The sequence below is a fragment of the Streptomyces sp. NPDC048258 genome (genome assembly GCF_043201995.1).
GTDB lineage: Bacteria > Actinomycetota > Actinomycetes > Streptomycetales > Streptomycetaceae > Streptomyces.
In genome coordinates, this window is sequence record NZ_JBICZH010000002.1 from 284,647 (window position 1) to 302,871 (window position 18,225).

At 73.8% G+C, this 18,225-nt stretch carries 16 protein-coding genes; 8 read left to right on the forward strand and 8 right to left on the reverse strand.

Features of this window, described 5'->3' with window-relative positions; translation table 11 throughout:
- Positions 1–13: 13 nt before the first annotated feature.
- The 3 genes from ACGFYQ_RS05490 to ACGFYQ_RS05500 form a co-directional block, all read right to left on the reverse strand.
- On the reverse strand, positions 14–1,252 hold the full coding sequence (locus ACGFYQ_RS05490; RefSeq protein WP_393740228.1) for a histidine kinase dimerization/phospho-acceptor domain-containing protein: 1,239 nt from the start codon (positions 1,250–1,252) through the stop codon (positions 14–16).
- Complete coding sequence (locus tag ACGFYQ_RS05495; protein ID WP_393740230.1) at positions 1,249–2,154, reverse strand: hypothetical protein; 906 nt, start codon at positions 2,152–2,154, stop codon at positions 1,249–1,251. Before ACGFYQ_RS05495 ends, ACGFYQ_RS05490 begins: the two co-directional genes overlap by 4 nt.
- A 185-nt stretch (positions 2,155–2,339) precedes the next feature.
- On the reverse strand, positions 2,340–2,969 hold the full coding sequence (locus ACGFYQ_RS05500; protein ID WP_393740232.1) for a hypothetical protein: 630 nt from the start codon (positions 2,967–2,969) through the stop codon (positions 2,340–2,342).
- 185 nt (positions 2,970–3,154) lie between these two features.
- Between ACGFYQ_RS05500 and ACGFYQ_RS05505 the strand changes: the two genes are divergently transcribed.
- A complete protein-coding gene (locus ACGFYQ_RS05505) occupies positions 3,155–3,952 on the forward strand; it encodes a nuclease-related domain-containing protein (RefSeq protein ID WP_393740234.1) in 798 nt (265 codons plus the stop codon).
- Positions 3,953–4,054: 102 nt separating this feature from the next.
- Here ACGFYQ_RS05505 and ACGFYQ_RS05510 read toward each other — a convergent pair whose 3' ends face one another.
- Complete coding sequence (locus ACGFYQ_RS05510) at positions 4,055–5,152, reverse strand: Ku protein (protein WP_393740237.1); 1,098 nt, start codon at positions 5,150–5,152, stop codon at positions 4,055–4,057.
- 31 nt (positions 5,153–5,183) lie between these two features.
- Here ACGFYQ_RS05510 and ligD point away from each other — a divergent pair, with 31 nt between their 5' ends.
- Positions 5,184–6,089, forward strand: a complete 906-nt coding sequence (gene ligD, locus ACGFYQ_RS05515) for a non-homologous end-joining DNA ligase (RefSeq protein ID WP_393740239.1) — start codon at positions 5,184–5,186, stop codon at positions 6,087–6,089.
- On the forward strand, positions 6,089–6,973 hold the full coding sequence (locus tag ACGFYQ_RS05520) for an ATP-dependent DNA ligase (RefSeq protein WP_393740905.1): 885 nt from the start codon (positions 6,089–6,091) through the stop codon (positions 6,971–6,973). The genes ligD and ACGFYQ_RS05520 overlap by 1 nt, the downstream gene beginning before the upstream one ends.
- Positions 6,974–7,093: 120 nt before the next feature.
- On the opposite strand, the gene ACGFYQ_RS05525 is transcribed toward ACGFYQ_RS05520, so the two are convergent.
- A complete protein-coding gene (locus ACGFYQ_RS05525; RefSeq protein WP_393740241.1) occupies positions 7,094–7,489 on the reverse strand; it encodes a DUF6479 family protein in 396 nt (131 codons plus the stop codon).
- A 112-nt stretch (positions 7,490–7,601) separates the two neighbouring features.
- Between ACGFYQ_RS05525 and ACGFYQ_RS05530 the strand changes: the two genes are divergently transcribed.
- Positions 7,602–7,925 carry a plasmid stabilization protein gene (locus ACGFYQ_RS05530; protein WP_393740243.1) on the forward strand — a complete coding sequence of 108 codons (324 nt, stop codon included), beginning with the start codon at positions 7,602–7,604 and terminating at the stop codon, positions 7,923–7,925.
- 66 nt (positions 7,926–7,991) lie between these two features.
- On the opposite strand, the gene ACGFYQ_RS05535 is transcribed toward ACGFYQ_RS05530, so the two are convergent.
- The 3 genes from ACGFYQ_RS05535 to ACGFYQ_RS05545 form a co-directional block, all read right to left on the reverse strand.
- On the reverse strand, positions 7,992–8,522 hold the full coding sequence (locus ACGFYQ_RS05535) for a hypothetical protein (RefSeq protein WP_393740245.1): 531 nt from the start codon (positions 8,520–8,522) through the stop codon (positions 7,992–7,994).
- Between the two features lie 52 nt (positions 8,523–8,574).
- A complete protein-coding gene (locus ACGFYQ_RS05540) occupies positions 8,575–9,804 on the reverse strand; it encodes a DUF6745 domain-containing protein (protein WP_393740247.1) in 1,230 nt (409 codons plus the stop codon).
- A 133-nt stretch (positions 9,805–9,937) separates the two neighbouring features.
- On the reverse strand, positions 9,938–10,921 hold the full coding sequence (locus tag ACGFYQ_RS05545) for an XdhC family protein (protein WP_393740249.1): 984 nt from the start codon (positions 10,919–10,921) through the stop codon (positions 9,938–9,940).
- A 296-nt stretch (positions 10,922–11,217) separates the two neighbouring features.
- Between ACGFYQ_RS05545 and ACGFYQ_RS05550 the strand changes: the two genes are divergently transcribed.
- From ACGFYQ_RS05550 to ACGFYQ_RS05565, 4 genes are all read left to right on the forward strand, one after another.
- Positions 11,218–13,605, forward strand: a complete 2,388-nt coding sequence (locus tag ACGFYQ_RS05550) for an AAA family ATPase (protein ID WP_393740251.1) — start codon at positions 11,218–11,220, stop codon at positions 13,603–13,605.
- Positions 13,602–13,994: a hypothetical protein gene (locus ACGFYQ_RS05555; RefSeq protein WP_393740253.1), complete on the forward strand. Its 393-nt coding sequence runs from the start codon at positions 13,602–13,604 to the stop codon at positions 13,992–13,994. Before ACGFYQ_RS05550 ends, ACGFYQ_RS05555 begins: the two co-directional genes overlap by 4 nt.
- 25 nt (positions 13,995–14,019) lie before the next feature.
- Entirely contained in the window at positions 14,020–15,657 is a 1,638-nt protein-coding gene (locus ACGFYQ_RS05560; RefSeq protein ID WP_393740255.1) for a hypothetical protein, read from the forward strand.
- A gap of 100 nt (positions 15,658–15,757) precedes the next feature.
- Positions 15,758–18,223: a helicase-associated domain-containing protein gene (locus tag ACGFYQ_RS05565; RefSeq protein ID WP_393740257.1), complete on the forward strand. Its 2,466-nt coding sequence runs from the start codon at positions 15,758–15,760 to the stop codon at positions 18,221–18,223.
- Positions 18,224–18,225: the final 2 nt, after the last annotated feature.

Genomic DNA, 18,225 nt, shown 5'->3' on the forward strand with positions numbered 1-18,225 from the left:
GCCCCGCCCTCCGCTAGGAGCCCGGCAGGGACAGCACCGCCAGCGCCCCGCCCCCCTCCGCCCGCCGGAACTCCAGCCGCGCCCCGATCGCCTCCGCCTGTCCGACGGCGATCGTCAGCCCCAGCCCGTGCCCCTTCGACTTCGCCCCGCTGCGGAACCGCTGCGGACCGTGCGACAGCAGGTAGTCGGGGAACCCGTCCCCGTGGTCCCGTACCGTCACCACCGGCCCGTCCACGGTCAGCACCACCGGCTCGCGCCCGTGCTTGTGCGCATTGGCCACCAGATTCCCGAGCACCCGCTCCAGCCTGCGCCGGTCCGTCTCCACGTGCGCGTCCCGGACGACCACGACCTCCGTCCGCGTCCCCGAAGCCCGCACCACGCGCCCCGCCAGCCGCCCCAGCTGGTGCAGGTCGGTCTCCACCGCCTCGCTGCCCGAGTCCAGCCGCGAGATCTCCAGCAGGTCCTCCGTCAGCTGCCGCATCGTCCGTACCCGCTCCCGCACCAGCTCCGTCGGCCGCCCCTCCGGCAACAGCTCCGACGCGGCCTGCAACCCGGTCAGCGGCGTGCGCAGCTCATGCGCCACGTCCGCCGTGAACCGCCGCTCGCTCTCCAGCTTCGCCTGCAGGCTCCCCGCCATCGTGTCCAGCGCCCCGGCCACGGTCGCCACCTCGTCCTGGTGCCGCGAGGGGTCCTTCGTCCGCGGATCGCCCACCCGCGCGTCCAGGTCGCCCTGCGTGATCCGGCGGGCCACCGTGGCCGTCTGGTGCAGCCGCCGCGTCACCCGGGTCACCGCGAAGGCGCCGACCAGCAGCGTCCCGCCGATCGCCAGGACCGACGACCCGATGATCGCGTTGTCCAGCCCGCTGATCGTGCGCGCGCTCTGCTCGTAGTCGACGGCGGTGGCCAGCGCCCGCCCGTCGGCCGGCGCCGCCGCCCACATCGTCGGGCGGCCGCGGTGGTCGGCCACGATCGTCCCGCGGTGCCCGCCGACGGCCAGCGCCCGCAACTGCGGCGGCAGCCCTTCGGGATCCAGCCCCGACTCCGGCGGCAGGGCCTCGCCGGCCTCGTACGCCCGCGAGGCGTCGTGCAGCTTGGCGAGCGCCTTCTCGCGCGCCGTGGCCACGGTCTGCCGGGTCACCTCGACGTGTACGAGCGCACCCAGCACGGCCGCCAGCGAGCAGCACATCACCACGATGAAGCACGCCGACTTCCAGGTCAGCGACGCCGTCCAGGCGGGCAGCCGGGATCTCACGGCGTGACCGGCCCGCCCGTGCCCGCCGGTCCGAAGCCCGCGCCCGACCCGTCGGCGGGGCCCGTACCCGGCCCGTCGCCGGGACCCGTGCCCGGCCCGTCACCCGTGCCCCGCGTGCCCGCCGCACCGGGTGCCTTCTGCGCGGGACCGGGGCCCGGACCCGCCGGACTGGCGGCCGGACTGGCGACCGGACTCGCCGGGCCCTGCGGATTCCCCGGCACCCGTACGATCTGCTCGCGCGTCGGCAGCATGGTGAGCTGCTTCTCGTCCCAGGACCAGGCGGTGATCAGCTCGTAGCCGTTGTTCCCGCTGGGCGCGCGCAGGATCACGTCCCGCCCGGCCAGGTCCACGGTGATGACGGTCTGCGTGGTCGCCATGATCCGGTTGAGCCTGCCGTCCTCGTCCGCCGTGTACACCCGTACGGACATCATCTTGTCCGGGAACTCGATCCCGACGATCAGCTCGTCCTTGCCGTTGCCCGTCAGGTCCCGGTAGTACGGCGCCAGCACCGGGCACTCCCCGGGCTCCGCGTCCTCCGTCCCGCAATCCTTGATCGCGGCCACGGTCTCGGGCGGCATCCCGTCCGCGCCGACGTCGGTCTTCCGATGGGCCCGCAGCTCCGCCTGGACGAGGGCCACCGGGTCGACGCCGTGCACGTCCTGATCCCGGACGGCCGGGATCCCCTTGACGTACTCGGGCGGGGCACCGCCCGGATCGGCCGGCGGTACGACGGCGCCCTGACGGTCGGGCCACAGGTGTACGGGTCCGCTCGCGGTCGGCGTCGAACCCGCCCCGGCCAGGCCACCGCTGTCGCCGCACCCCGCCAGCAGGGTGACCAGGGCGAGCGCCGCGAGCGCCTGCGCGGTGGAGGCGGCGGCCGAGCGGAAGGAAAGCGTGTTCACGGACCCCAGCGTCCTCCTGTCCGCGCGGTACGACGTTCGATCTCGTCAACCCTATGCGGAGGTATGCCCTTTTCGCTTGCAGCATTTTCCGTCTGCGGATGGCGGATGGCGGATGGCGGATGGCGGATGGCGGACGGCGGATTGCGGACGACTGCCGCCCGCCCACGGACAGCGGCCGTCGCGCCTCAGGTCTCGGTCCGCCCGCGCCGCAGCATCGCGAAGCCGAGCCCGGCGGCGCCGATGGCCGCGATACCGCCGCCCGCGGCGAGCAGCAGCACGCCCTCGCCCGGCCCGTCGGCCAGCGTGTTCAGGCGCAGCACCCCGGCCGGGCCATCGGCCACGGCCCCGCTTCCGCCGTCCGGCGCCTTCGGCGCCGACGCGGGCACGACCTGCCCGCTGCGGGTACCGGTCTTGTGGCCCTCGCCCCCGACGGCGTGCGCGACACCTCCCGCAGGCGCGTCGCCCACCCAGGACGTGAGCCGCCCGTCGGGCTCCAGCGAGGCGTGCAGCTCCCCTGCCCCGCCGAAGTCCGTGATGCCGTTGCGGCTGGTCAGGCTGGCGGCCTTGTGGCCCTCGGCGGTCAGGATGTCCGCCCGGTACGCGCCCTCGGCGAGGCGGTAGACCTTCGCCGTGGAGGTGCCGTCCGCGAGGGAGAGGCTCTTGACCAGAACCCCCTGCGGACCCGCGGAACGCGCGGACGAGGCCGCGGGCACGCCCTCGGCCAGAGCGGCGGCGGTGGGCAGCGCCAGCAGACTTCCGGCGCATGCGGTCACGGCGGCGGCGCGAACGAGAGTGCGGCGGCTGACGGTGCTCACGGGAAGCCCTTCGGTGCTGTTCAGAGCCTGGCGTCTCCAGGTGCGACAAATTTAGGCGCCGGCCGTTGCGACAGCGCCCCGTTCGTGTAACAGCGGTGTCGCAGGGTCACGTCGGAGTCGTTACACAACCGGGGGATTGCCGTGCGGCGTCCCGGCTGCTCCCATGGAGCGCGGGGGTGAGGGCGATGAGGGGACTCAAGGTACTGCCGAGCGGCCGGCCCGGCCGCGGGCGGCTGTATGTCAACCTGCCCGACGGGCAGGCGGTGGCCTGGTACGACCGGCAGGCGAACCGGATCAGCGTGCTGGCGAACGACCACCGCGAGGCGATCCTGGCGGTGTTACGGCCCTACCTGAGCGGAACGGTCTCGATCGGCCCGCCCCCCGTACCCACGGCGGCCGACCTGGCCGGCCTCGCGCTCCCGCCGGACGCCGACCTGGCCCCGAACCGCCCCGGCGAGACCCTGCTGGGGGAGCTGGAACACGGTCCGGCGGGCAGCCGGGCGCGGCACCGGCTGCGCCAGGACCTGGCGGCCCAGCAGCGGATGGGGGATGCCTGCGACGCCCTGGAGGCGGACGGCTGGCGGATCCTGCACTGCGTCCCGCTCCCGGGAACGGGACGCATCGACCACCTGCTCATCGGCCCGGCCGGGATCTTCTGCGTCCGTTCGGTCCCGGGCCGCCGCCAGCGCGCGGTGGTCGGCGACCTCCTGCTCACGGTCGGCCGCGCGGAACCCCGCCCTGACCCGCGCTGGGCCCGCCGCGCGGCAGCCCTGGCCACCCTCGCCCTGACGGCCCAGGTCACCCCCGCCCTGGCGGTGGCCGACGCCTCCCGCGTCGAGGTGGCCCCCACGGTCCGCGACATCCGCGTCCTCCAGCCCACGACGGCCGCCGCCGACCTCGGCAGATCCCCGGCCGCCCTCAAACCTCCGGACATCGAAGCCCTGTTCACGCTGGCCCGCGACGTGCGGACGTGGCAGGTGTAGCCCCGCCGGCGATTGAGGCGAAGGTCTAGGGGGGCGGAGTCGCCGGTTCGAGAAGGGGCGGGCAGGGGAAGCGCCGCAGGCCCCGCCCCTCCCCGCCCGGGGTCAGGCGGAGGTCCGCTTCCGCGGCGCAGCCTTCTTCGCGGCCGCGGCCGTCTTCTTCGCCGTCGCCGAAGTGGACTTGGTCGCCGCCGTCTTGGCGGTCTTGGCGGTCTTCCCCGTCTTCGCCGACTTCCCCGTCTTCGCCGACTTCGCCGACTTCGCCGCCTTCGTGGACTTGGCGGCAGCCGTGGTCTTCTTCGTCGCGCCCGCCGCCGTCTTCTTCGCCGAAGCCGCCGTCGACTTCTTCCCGCCCACCGCCTTGGGCGCCGCCGCGGCCGCCTTGCGCCGGATCGGCGTCACCTCGGCCTCGGCACCCTCCTCGCCCCGCGAGGCCTTGGCTTCCTTCACGCTCTTCTCCAGGGCCGCCATCAGGTCGATGACCTTGCCCCCGGCCGGCTCCACGACGGCCTCGGGCGGCTCGAACGCCCCACCCGCCTTCGCCGCGATCATCGCCTCCACGGCCTCCTGGTAGTCGTCGTGCAGCGAGGACAGCTCCACCTCCCCGAGCGTCGCCATCAGCGCGTCCGCCAGGTCGAGTTCGGCCTCCCGTACGGACACGTCCGCCTCCGGCGCCACCCCCTCCGGCTGCCGGATCTCGTCCGGCCACAGCAGCCCGTGCATCGCGATCACGTCGTCGACGACCCGCAGCATGCCCAGCCGTTCCCGGCCCCGCAGCGCGTACTTGGCGATCGCGACCTTCCGGCTCCGCTTGAGCGCCTCCCGCAGCAGCGTGTAAGGCTTCGCCGCCGTCGCGCCGTTCGCCGCGAGGTAGTACGCCGCGTCCATCTGCAGCGGATCGATCTCCTCCGCCGGTACGAACGACATGATCTCGATCGTCCTCGCCGTCGCGATCGGCAGCTGCCCCAGGTCCTCGTCGGTGATCGGGATGATCGACCCGTCGCCCTCCTCGTACCCCTTGCCGATCTCGGCGCCCGGCACCTCCTCGCCGTCCAGCTCGCACACCTTGCGGTAGCGGATCCGCCCGCCGTCGGCGAGGTGGATCTGACGGAAGGAGATCGAGTGGCTCTCGGTGGCGTTCACGAGCTTGATCGGAATGCTGACCAAGCCGAAGGAGATCGCCCCGTTCCAAATGGATCGCACGGTTCCTCCTGATTCGTGGCAGTCTCATCGTATGACGCCGATCACAATGGTGGAGGGCCGTCGCATCACGCTCAGCAACCTCGACAAGGTCCTGTATCCCGAGACCGGCTTCACCAAGGGCGAGGTGCTCCACTACTACGCCACGGTCGCGGGCTCCCTCCTCGCCCACATCCACGACCGGCCGGTGTCCTTCCTGCGCTATCCCGACGGCCCGGACGGCCAGCTCTTCTTCACCAAGAACCCGCCGCCCGGCGCACCCGCCTGGGTGAAGACCACCCCCGTGCCCCGCTCCGAGGACCTCTCCGCCGAGCAGGTGGTCGTCGCCGACATGGCCACCCTCATGTGGTCCGCCAACCTCGTCGTGGAGTTCCACACCCCCCAGTGGCCCGCCGGCGCCCCCGCCGTCGCCGACCGGATGGTCCTCGACCTCGACCCCGGCGCGCCCGCCTCCGTCGTCGAGTGCTGCGCCGCCGCGCTCTGGCTGCGCGACCGGCTCGCCGCCGATGGCCTGCACGCCTACGCCAAGACCTCCGGCTCCAAGGGCATGCACCTGGCCGTGCCCCTGGAGCCGACCCCGTCCGAGCAGGTGTCGGCGTACGCGAAGCTCCTCGCCCAGGAGGCCGAGCGCGAGCTCCCCGACCTGGTCGTCCACCGCATGGCCAAGGCCCTGCGCCCCGGCAAGGTCTTCGTCGACCACAGCCAGAACGCCGCCGCCAAGACCACCGCCGCCCCCTACACGCTGCGCGCGCGGGCCCGGCCGACCGTGTCCGCGCCGGTGTCGTGGGAGGAGGTCGAGGCCTGCCGGACCCCCGAGGACCTGGTCTTCCTCGCCGACGACATCGGGCCGCGGCTGGAGCGCGACGGGGACCTGTTCGGGCCGCTGATCGACCCCGGCCTGGCCGTCCGGCTGCCCAGGGGGCGGGGAGCCGGGCCGTGATCCGGGTCGCGCTGGCCACCGCCGTACGGACCCTCCCGCGCGGGGCGGGCCTGGCGTACGAGCCGAAGTTCGACGGCCACCGCCTGGTCGTCGTGCGCTCGGAGGCCGACGTGGTGCTGCAGGCGCGCTCCGGCCGGATCGTGACCAGCGCCTTCCCCGATCTGGCAGTGGCCGCACAGCAGTTGCCCGCCGGGACGGTCCTGGACGGCGAAGTGGTCGTCTGGCACGCGGGCCGGACGGACTTCGCGCTGGTGCAGCGCCGGGCGGCGGCCACGGCCGCGCGGGCCGCCGTACTGGCCCAGAGCCTGCCCGCCTCGTACGCCGCCTTCGACGTGCTGGAACTGGCCGGGCTCGACCTGCGCGGGCGTCCGTACGAGCGCCGCCGCGCGCTCCTGGTCGACCTGCTGCTGCCGCTCGGGCCGCCGCTGCAGCCGGTGCCGATGACGACCGACCCGGAACTGGCCGCCACCTGGTACGAGACCCTGCCCGCCAGCGGTGTCGAGGGGCTGGTCATCAAGCGGCTGGACCAGACCTACCCGGCCGGGCGGCGCGGCTGGCAGAAGCTCCGGCACACGGACGTCCGCGACGCGGCGGTGGTCGGCTACACCGGCACCCCGCGCCGCCCGCTCGCCCTGGTGCTCGTCCTGCCGGTCGGGGACGAGACCCCGCTGGTGTCGAGCCCGCTGACGGCGGCCCTGCGGGCGGAGGTGGCGGCGGCCGTGGCCGGCCGTGCCGAGGCGGCTCCGGCCGGGGCGACGGTCACGGCGATCGGGCTCGGCGAGGTCCCCTACCGGCCGCTCGACCCGCCGCTGACGGCGGAGGTCCGGCACACCTCGGCCCGGCACCCGCCGCCGGAGGTGCTGCGACTGCGGACGGACCTCTGAGGCGCCGGACGGCCCTCCGAGGCTGCGGACAGGCCTCTGACCCGCGCGGGAGGCGCGGGTCAGAGGGAGAGGTGGCCCTGTCGGCGGCGGGCGGCGGGCGGCGGCCGTGGGCTGTAGGCGTCAGCTGTGGGCGCCGCGTCCCGCGTCCGGGGGAGCACCGGGCTGTGGGTGCGGACCGGGCCCTTCCACCTTCTTGTAACCGGACTCGCGTCTCGCCCGGACATCGTCCGGGTGGTCGGAGGTCATGGAGCCGAAGTTCCCGTACCCCTGCATGTCGTGCGGTCTCAGGCCGCCCTCGGGGATCTCCACCGGGTCCCGCTCCTCGCGGACCTCGTAGACGGCTCCGCCGTTCGGCAGATGGGGCTGACTCTCGGGGGTGGGCGGCGGGGGCTCCTTCGCCCGGACCCGCTGACCCAATTTGAACCCGCCGAGCAGGAAGCCGGCGATCGCTATCCCGACGACCAGGAACCACGCGATGTCGGTCAGCGTTTTGTCCACGCTCAGGATCATGTCCATGAAGCCCATTTTCCCGCACTTCGACGCGATATGCGCTGTTCTACCGGGGATACCTTGCGCCGTCCGGGGTACGCGCCCGGTGCGGAAGCCCCAGCGGAGAAGGAGGCCGGTCATGCCCCGTGGATCTTCCCCCAAGCGTGAACGCCAGTACGAACACATCAAGGAGAGCGTCGAGCAGCGCGGCGAGTCCGAGGAGAAGGCCAAGGAGATCGCCGCCCGGACGGTCAACAAGGAACGTGCCCGGGCCGGCGAATCCAAGACCGCGAGCAAGGAGTCCCTGGAGGACATGTCCTCGTCCCGGCGCGGCGGCCTGCACTCCCACTCCGGCGCGCAGGGCCCCACGTACGACCAGCTCTACGCGGAGGCCCGGCGCCGCAACGTCCACGGCCGCTCGGACATGAACAAGGCCCAGCTCAAGCGGGCCCTGGGCGACTGAGGCCGGTCGGTCCGGGCCCCGTCCTGCCTGGCAGGTCCTCCCCGAGCCCCGGTCGGGCGGGCCCGGTCAGTCGCAGACGAACTGGTTCCCCGCCCCGCGGAACAGCTGGGACCGCAACGGCCCCGGCGCCGCCCCCAGCGCCCGCTCCCGCTGCCGCCGCACCACGTAGCGCCCGGGCGCGATGCCCGTGGCGCCGTGCTCCGGGTGGATCAGGTACGCGACCGCCGTCGCCTCCAGCGCACCGAGCGCCAGCCCGGTCGGGTCCGTGACCTCGTCCGTCCAGCGGCACCGCTGCGGATCGGCTACCAACGTGTGCGGGTTCCCGCCCGCCGTACTGCGCAGCAGCTCGATCCCCTCGGGCGGTACGTCCTGCCACCTCGGGTCGGGGGACCAACCGCGCCCCAGACCCACATGCCCCAGCATCCCCATCGGCACCAGCAGCAGGTCGCCCTGCGCCTGCATCCCGTCGACCACCGGAACCGCCATCTCGCGCGCGAGATGCTCCAGCACGTCGAGTCCGGTCCGTTCCGTCAGTTCCCCGAGCGTCACCACATGCATCACCTCTGCCTTGTCGTCATGAACCTCATGAACCGTCATGTCCCGCGTGTCATGTCCCGCGTGTCATGTCCCGCATGTCACGTCCCGCGCGTCATGTCCTGCGCACGAGTTGCGCGTACTGCCGCCCGCTCACGCCGTACGTCCACCCGGCCGCGTCGAGCGGATCGTCGAGATGCGCGGGGACCCCGAGCCCGTAGCGCCGCCGCCGGCCGTCCGGCTCCACGGAGCCGTTGACGGTGAGCAGCAGCCGCCCGCGCCGCCCCCAGACCCCGGCCGGTACGTCGTACAGGCTCAGCCGAAACCCGGGATTGCCGGGATCATCGGCCGTCCCGACGAGTTTCAGCCCGGCCTGGTCGACGTAGGAGTCCCAGCCGATGCGCTCGATGGCGCTGCGCCGTACCTCGATGTTGGGTTCGGCATGGATCCGCTCGACGGTCGGCCCGGTGACCACCCACTTCGGCACCACGGTCCCGTGCAGCACGTACACCGCGCTGCCGTCCGCGAACCGCACGGCGGGCTCGTCCTCGCCGTGCAGCCGGATCTCGCCGTGCACCGCCGCGGGAGCCGGCTCCGTACGCACGGCGGTGGGCCGCTCGGCCATCACGCACAGCCCCGGCGCCGCCCACCACCACCCGGTGGCGCGGGCGAGCCGCGCCCACAGCCGCAGTTCGGCGGCGTCCGGGGACCGGTACCGGGCGGCCCCGACCCGCGCGCAGACGTCGTAGTAGCCCACCCAGTGCGCGGCGTGCTGCCCGTACCAGGTCATCAGCCCGGGAACGCTGCCCACGGAGCTGCGCACGGTGGACCTCACGGCGTCCGAGACCGAGACCTTCAGCGCGTCCCCCACGGCCGTGCGCAGCACCCGCCGCACCGACCACCCGGCCGCCAGCGCCTCGTCGGCCGGAGTCCCGGGCGGCAGCGGCCCGCGCTGCGACCAGGGCGGCGTCCACGGTTCGGCGACCGCCTCGCCCAGCCGGTGCCGCAGGCCGGACTCCATGCGGGCGAGCCGGTCCGGCAACGGCCAGGCGCGGGTGGTCTGCGGCCGATCGGCCTGCCGCAACAACCCGGCGCGGAAGCCGGGTTCGTCCCGTACGGCATCGAGGGCGGCGGCCGGGGAGGCCACCCATGCGAAGCGCGGCGGAGGCTCCCCGAGCAGTCGGTAGATCTCCCCGACCGCGTCCTCGGCGTCCGCCCGCTCGGCCGGCCGGGCCCTCAGCCCGTACGCCAGCCACTCGTCCCGCAGCGCGCACGCCTCGCGCACGCGGACGTGCTCGTACGCGTTCTTGTTCTCGCTCTCGTACGCGAACTCCCGGGCGCTCACAGGCGCCCGGCGGAGCCCGCCTTTCCGTCTACTGCGTCTACGAAGGTCATGCGGGGGAGCGTGCCAGCCGCCGTGCCCCGCATCAACTCCTTTTCCGCCGGGGGCGTGCCCGCTCATCCCTGAGCGGGCCGTCTCATCCCCTGAGCGGGCCGTCGGAGTCGCGCAGCGCCGGGGTCGCCCGGCCGCTCAGCACCCCGAGGATCTCGGCGCAGATGGCCAGGGCCGTCTCGGGTGGCGTCTTGGCGCCGAGGTCCAGCCCGATCGGCCCGTGCACCAGCGCCAGTCGGGCCTCGTCCACCCCGGCGGCGATCAGTCCGTCCCGGCGCCGCGCCGTGGTCCGCCGCGACCCCAGCGCCCCGACGTAGGGGATCCGCAGGTCCAGTGCCGTGCGCAGCGTCGGAACGTCGAAGTCCGGCTCATGGCTGAGCATGACCAGGCAGGCGGCGTCCCGGTGATCCGCGAGCACCTTCGCGGCGTCCGGCGCGGCGTTCACGAGCTGCGTGCCCCAGCCCAGCAGGGCGGCCTGCCGCTCGATGATCCCGGCGAGTTCGCCGCCGCCGCCGATGACCACGTACGGGGCCGACGGGTACGCCTCGACGAGCACCAGCCCGGTCTCCGAGTACAGCGCGTCCCGCCCGGGCCGCCGGGTGGCCAGCAGTTCCCCGGCGCGCCGCCCGGCGTCGTCACGCGGCGCGTCCGTGGCCCGTACGACCTCACTGACAGCCTGATCCGCGGCCTCGTTCAGCCGGGTCACCAGCGCCACCCCGGCCCCCTCGCCGAGCAGCTCCCACCACTCGGCCGGGATCGCCGACAGCGGCTGCAGCAGCACCTCGGCCTGCCCGCCGCAGGTCAGCTTCGCCTCCGCGGCCTCGGCCGCGCGCACGGACACCTCGCACACCCGCGCGGTGTCCCCGGCCGCCACGGCCCCGGCCTCGGCGGCGAGCTCGGCGTCGAAGACCCCCCGGTACAGGGCCCCGACACACTCCCCGCGCGCGTCGACGAGCAGTGCCCCGGCGGGATCCCGCGGCCCGAACCCCTGCTCGGTCACGGGCCGGGCCAGATACCCCGCCCGCCCCTCGGCCACCCACTGCCGCGCCGTCTCCACCAGCTCACGCATCCGCGCCGCCCCATCCCTATGCGAGCTCTCCCCGCAAAGCACCAGGTCAACGGCACTATGCGGCCTCACCGACCACCCTACGCACGCCCCCCATCCCTACCCACCCCCCAAACCCACAGACCCGACCCCACCCCCCTCGTACGGACCACCGGAACCGCAGCACCGGGGCACGGGCGGACCGAGCCGCAGGACCGGTGACCTGGCTGGACGGTTCCGCCTCCCGGGGGCGGCGGACTCGGGCAACATGGGCGAACCGTTCGATCAGCGCCGCCCCCGTGCCACCGCAAGGAGCCGCCGTGAGTGACCATCCCCACACCTCCCTCCGCGACTTGGTACTCGGCCGCCTCGCCGTCTCCGGGCTGGACCCCGCGGCGCGGGACCTGGTGGCCGAGCTGCTGCCCGAGCCGCGGGCCAGAAGTGCCGGGCGGGCGGGGCCCGTCTACCTGCGGTCGATCTCGGCGGCCGGCTGGCGCGGCATCGGACCGGCCGCCACGCTGGACCTCACACCCGGCCCCGGCCTCACCGTGGTCGCAGGCCGCAACGGTTCGGGGAAGTCGAGCTTCGCCGAGGCCGCCGAGATGGTGCTCACCGGAGACAACTTCCGCTGGCAGGACCGTACTCAGGTCTGGAAGCAGGGCTGGCGCAACCTGCACGACCACACCGCTCCGCAGGTATCGGTGCGGCTGTGCCTCGACGGCGAGAGCGATCCGCTGACCGTCCGCAGGAGTTGGCACGGGGACGGCCTGGAAGACTCCCGGACGGTCGTCCACCGGCCCGGCGGCCCCGAACAGGACTCGCGCGAGGTCATCGACGCCGAGGACCTGGCGCTCTACCGGCCGTTCCTCTCGTACAGCGAGCTCGGCGCGATGATCAACGGGCGGATGAGCGCCCTGCACGACGCGCTCGCGCAGATCCTCGGCCTGGACCTGCTCGGCGACGCCGACAACGAAGCCCGCGCCCGCGCGAAGAAACTCACCGACACCGTCACGGGAGCCGGCGACCTGATCCGCGCCGTGAGCGCCGAACTGTCACAGTCGGACGACCCGCGGGCCGCCGAGGCCGTGGCGGCGCTGAGCGGACGTCGGCCGGACCTCGACCGGTTACGCGGGCTGCTGAAGGGCCAGGTCGCGACCGACGGCACCGAGCTCGCCCGCCTGCGCCGCCTCGCCGGCCTCGAAGGACCCGACCCGCGCGAGGCCGCGGTCGCGGCAGCCCGGCTCCGGGAGGCCGCCGCCGTTGCCGAGGACGCGCGGTTCACCACCGCCGAGGACGCCCGACAGCTGATCGGACTGCTGGAGCGCGCCCTGGACCACCGCCGCCGCCACCCGCGGTCCGCCGACTGCCCGGTGTGCGGCGGCGAAAGCCGCCTCGACGAGGACTGGTCCGTGCACGCCCGGGAACAGGTCGAACGGCTCCGGCGGGAGGCCGCCGAGGCGCAGACCGCCCGGGAGGACCTGGCGGCCGCGGTGCGAGCCGTACACGACCTGGTGCAGCCGGTTCCGGGCTGGCTCCAGGGCGACCTTTCGCCCCTCACCTCCCTCTGGTACGAATGGGCAGCCTGCCGGGGCCTCGCCGATCCACATGAACTCGCGGACCGGACCGAGCGCGTGGCGGCCGCGCTGGCCGACGCCTGCCGACAGCTGAGCGAGGAGGCCGCGGACCGGATCGCAGAGCAGGACGGCCGATGGCAGCCCCTTGCCCTGCGCCTCGCCGAATGCCTCCGCGAGGCCGAGCGGGCGGAGGCCGCCCGTCCGCTCGTCAAGCAGATCAAGGACGGCCGGGCGTGGCTGAGGAAGGTCACCGACGAACTGCGAGAGGAACGGCTCCGGCCCTTCGCCGACCAGTCGCAGACCATCTGGAAACTGCTGTGCGAACGCAGCAGCGTCTCGCTCGGCCCGATCAGCCTCGCGGGCACCGCCAACGCGCGCAAGGTCGTCCTCGACGCCTCCGTGGACACGATCGACGCGCCCGCCTTCGGCGTGATGAGCCAGGGCGAACTCCACTCGCTCGCGCTCTCCCTGTTCCTCCCGCGCGCCACGCACCGCGGCAGCCCCTTCGGCTTCCTCGTGATCGACGACCCCGTACAGTCCATGGACCCGGAGAAGGTCGAAGGGCTCGCCCGCGTCCTCCAACTCCACTCCCAGCACCGCCAAGTGGTCGTCTTCACCCACGACACCCGCCTCCAGCAGGCCATCCACCGGCTGCGCGTCCCCGCGACGATCATGCAGGTCTCCCGGCAGACCGACTCCGTCGTACGGGTCACCCGGACCGACGACCCCGTCACCCTCGCGCTCGGCGAGGCCCGGGCCGTGGCCAGTGACCGCAACGTGCCGCAGGACGTCGCCGACCGGGTGCTGCCCCAGATGTGCCGGGGAGCGCTGGAAGCGGCGTACCTGGAGCCCGCGCGGCGCCGGCTGCGGGCCGACGGCCACAGCCACGACGACATCGAGGCGAGGATCGCCAGGACGCACAAGCTCACCGAGCTGGCCGCCCTCGCCTTCTACGACAGTGCGATGGCACCGGCCGAGGTGCTCGCCGCGGTCGCCCAGGACCACGGGCCGTGGGCGCGCACCCTGATCGAGCGGTGCAACGCGGGTGCCCACCAGGCTCCCGCCCCGTCCGCCGCCCCCATGGACCTGGTCCGGGAGACCGAGCGCCTCGCCAGGGCGGTGCAGCGCCGGTGACCCGGTCCCCCCACGACCTCGTGGCCGCCGCCGACCGCCTCCTCACGCCCCCGCCCGGCACCCTGACCACGCTCACGCCGGGGCTGCGCGCCCGCGCCGCGGCCGCACTGCTGCGCCTCGCCCTGGACGAGGCCATGGACGATTTCTGGCGGAGCGCCAGCCCGCGCATGGTCCACAGCAGGGGCCGCACCAAGGCGCTTTGCCTGGACTGGTACGTGAGCCCCTCGGTGGCCCGCCAGTGGTACGTCGTCTGGTCGGCCCTCAGCGCCGCCTGCCACCACCACACCTACGAACTGCCCCCCACCCCGGCTGAGGTGCGGGCCTGGCACGCGGACGTCGCGGAACTCCTGCGATCGATGCCGCCCGCTCCCGCTTCCAGCAGGCCGTGACCCCGTACGGAAGGAACCGCGCCACGTGGACACCCGCCGCTACCGCATGGTCGTCACCAGCGGACTCGACTACGTAGGAACCGGAGCCCAGGTCGACGACCGGCTGCGGAGCTGGCTGAAGGAGCCGCCGAAGACGTACGACATCGACGCGTTCGCCGAAGGGCGCAACGAGATAGCCCGCGGTGTGACCCTCGACCACGACTCCGCGACCGGGACGTCAGGAGCCTACGGACGCTGGCGGCTCCGCGAGACCACCCCCGACGGCACCTGGCAGACGACCGTGGTGATCCGCCAGACCGGAGCCGGACCGACCTGGGTCCAGCTGGACGTGGAGCACCTCCCCGACGACCCCGACGCGCTCCCCGTACCGGCCAAGACCCCCCGGCTCGCCGGAAGCCTGCTCGACGTACTGCGGGCGCGTGACGGGCTCGCCGACGTGACGCGGATGCCGCAGGTCATCGAGGTCGACGACGTCGACTGCGTCATAGACGAGCTGTGCGACGACGGGCGGCGCCTGCCCGTCGTCGTGGCCAGCACCCCTAACGGCGTGGACTTCGAAGCCTGGCTGGAACGCACCGTGGACCCGCTCGTCCGCCCGCTGGCCGGCCTGGCCATCCTCTACGTCCTCGCGCCCGAGGCCGAGCCGCACTTCAACCGGGCCCTGGAGTACCACCAGGTCTTCGCCGGCGGGATCCGCACCTACCTGCCGGGAGTGGACCCGGCCTGGGCGGCCGACGGCCAGCGCCACCGCGTGATGTCCCGCAGGGCCGTCGTCGAGAGCCCGCAGCGGGCCCGCCGCCTCCTCGCCCAGCTCCCGCAGAGTCTGGCGACGCACGCCCCGCTGCCGACGGAACTCGACTCCGTCCCCGTCCTCCGTGCCCGGACCAAGGAAGGCGTTGGGACGTCCGAGCTGCAGCGGCTGCGGGACGAGAACCACGCCCTCTTCGAAATCCTGGAGGAGGCGGGACGCGAACAGAGGGTCCGGGCGGACGAGATCCGCGACCTGAAGCAGGAACTGCAGCAGGCACGGCGGGGCGAGTCGATGCTGGCCGTCGAGTACGACGATCAGTACCGGGAGCTCCAGGGTGCCAAGGCCCAGGTGCGGGTGCTCCAGAACCGGCTCCTCGTACTCAACGCCGGCGAGGCCGCGTACACACCGATCGAACCCGGCCCCGCGGAACCCGCGTCCTTCGCCGAGATCCTCGGCCGGATCGACGCGATGCCCCACGTCCACTTCACCGGCGCCCGCAAGGTCACCCTGGAACTCGACGACCAGGCGTACGGCTCGTCCTGGGGGCGCATGACCTGGGACGCCCTGCTAGCGCTCCGGGACTACGCCGACGCCGCGGCCGGCGGGGAGACCTCGAGGGACTTCAAGCAGTGGTGCGAGGACGTGCCCGACGGCAAGCACGCCATCTCGCCGCGGAAGATCGTGCGGGACGAGTCGAAGTCGGTGAAGACCAAGACCGACTGGCGCAGGGAACGGACCTTCCCCGTGCCGGTGGACGTCGACCCCACCCGCAAGGTCTTCATGGGCGCGCACATCAGGATCGGCGGCGGCAACACGGTCGCCCCGCGCCTGCACTACTACGACGCTTCCTGCACCACCCACGGCATCTTCATCGGCTACATAGGCCCGCACCTCACCAACACGCTCACCTGACGGGGGTGGGTGTGACCTGCGCGCCGCAGGGGGAGCGGTGGGCAGGTCACGGCACGGGGAAGCCCGCATGCCGCAGCGCCCCTCGCACTACGCTGGCGGGGTGAACTCGCGCACCGCCTTGGAGAAGTGGCTCAAGCAGCTTCCGGAACAACAGCTGACCGCCCTGCTTGAGGAACGGGATCTCCCTCTCGCTGCCGGTTACACCCGCATTTCGACGCTCCGCCAACTCGCCGAGCATCTGCTCGCGGACGAGTCGGTGGCGCGCGGACTGACGGCGGGGACCGCGGGGGAGATGGAGCTGTTGGCCTCGGTCGCGGCGCTGGCCCTGCGGCAGCACGGGCCCGTCACAGGGCAGGCCGAGCCCCGGGCCCAGTACGGATGGCGCCCGGTGCCGGTCACCGTGCAGGTGGAGCCGTCCGAACGGCTGGTGCCCGAGAAGGCGGTGCTGGCCTGGTTCACGGAAGGCGGCGCGCGACGGCAGGCGGCGAACACCCTCGCCCGCCTACGGGAACGCGGACTGCTGCTTCCCGCGCCGAAGGGCCAACTGGCGGTCCCACCCCTGCTGCACGTCCGGGCGGCCGGTTTCGACGGCTACGGCAGGCCGGCGGACCGGCTGCTGACGGCCGCCTACAACGCACCCGAGGTCAAACGGATCGCCACCGTGCTGTTCGGCGAGAGCGCGGCACGCACCCGCCCCGAGGCCCAGGCCCGCATCACCGCCCTGCTCGCCGATCCGGTCCAGGTGCGTGACCTGGTGGCCCAGGCGCCGTCCCGGGCCCGCGAACTGCTGGACAACCTGGTCCTCGGGCCACCCCTGCTGCGCACCCACTGCTTCGCCACCCAGTACGGCTCGTACGCGGGTCCCAGTGCCAAGTACACGTTCCGGGAGGGTGGCAGCGGCGACGAGGGCACCGACTGGCTTGCCGCACGTGCCCTGCTCCTTCCCGCCGGACCGGACCTGGCGGAACTCCCGTACGAGGTGGCCCGCGCTCTGCGCGACGGCGAGGGCGCGCCCCGTCCCCGCCTGGAGCCGGAACCGCTCACCCGCACCATCCCGCTGCCGCGAGGCTGGGACGGCCAGGGAGGCGCCGCGGCCGGAGCGGCCGCCTGGCGCGCGGAGCTGGTCCTACGGGCGCTGGCCGCGCAGCCGGTCACTGTCCGCAAGGCGGGCGGTATCGCCGTACGGGACACCCGGCGCCTGGCCAAGTCGGCCGGTGCGAGCGAGGCGGACACCCGCCTGTGGCTCGACCTCGCCGTCAACGCCGGCCTGGCCGCCCCACAGGCCGACGAGCCCGCACCTGCGCGCCGCAGGCGGCAGGCGGCGCCCAAGCCCGCGGCCCGTCTCCTCCCCAGCGACCGCTACGACCCGTGGGTGGCGGCCGCGCCTGCCGGGAAGCTGATGCCGCTGATCGCGGCCTGGGCGGTGGTGCCCGAGGTGCTCACCCACTGGCCGGACGACGGCGAGTCTCCGGTGGCGCTGATCAGCCCCCAGGACGGGTACGCCGTCCCGCTGCGCCGAGGAGCTCTGTGCGCGCTCGCCGGACTGGCGAACGGCCAGGGCCTGGACCTGACGGCGGAGTCGTACGCCGAACTGCTGGAACGGGCCGCCTGGTACCAGCCGTTGCTGAGCTCCTTCCTCGCGAGCGACGCGACAGGACAGTTGCTGGGCGATGACGACATCTCGGGCCGCCTCCGGTCGACCCTGGAGGAGGCCGAGCTGCTGGGCCTGGTGGCACACGGCGCCCTCACCCCGGTGGGGCGTGCGGTCAGCGCACTGCTGGAGGCGGGCGCGGGCCACCACTACCCCGCCGTACCGGGCGCGGGTACGGACCCGACGGCCCTCGGAGCGGACGGTTTGGGCGACGACCTGACCGCCCGCCCGGCTCTTGCCCGGGCGGTGACCAACCTCCGCGCCGCCCTGTACGAAACACTCCCCGCGCCGAGCACCACCGCGCGCTTTCAGACGGACCTGACGGCCACGGTCACCGGAGCCCCGGCCCCGGACCTCGCCGAACTCCTCTCAGCCGTCGGCGACATCGAGTCGGAGGGCCACGCGGTCGTCTGGCGGATCACCGCGGCTTCCCTGCGCCGAGCGATGGACGCGGGCTGGAGCGCCGACGAGCTCCTGGACCGGCTGACGGGGGTGAGCGAACGCGAAACCCCGCTGCCGCAGCCCCTCACCTACACGATCAAGGACACCGCCCGTACGCACGGGCGGCTGCGCGTCGTCCGCTCGGCCTGCTGCATCCGCTCCGACGACACCGCCTTGATCGCCGAGGTCGCCCAGACCCGGGGACTCGCCAAACTGGGCCTGCGCCGGATCGCACCCACGGTCCTGATCTCCACGGCCGCACCGGAGGAGACCCTGACGGCCCTGCGCGCGGCCGGCTACGCCCCGACCCAGGAGGCCGCCACCGGCACCACGGTCCTGGACCGCGCCCCCACCGAACGCGCGCGCAGCCTCCTGCGCACCCTGGACGAGGCCCACGGGCACCCCGGCGAGGGGACGCGTGGAGCCCCTTCCAGCGCCCGCGCTCTGGCCGCCCAGCTCCTGGACCGGAGCTGACC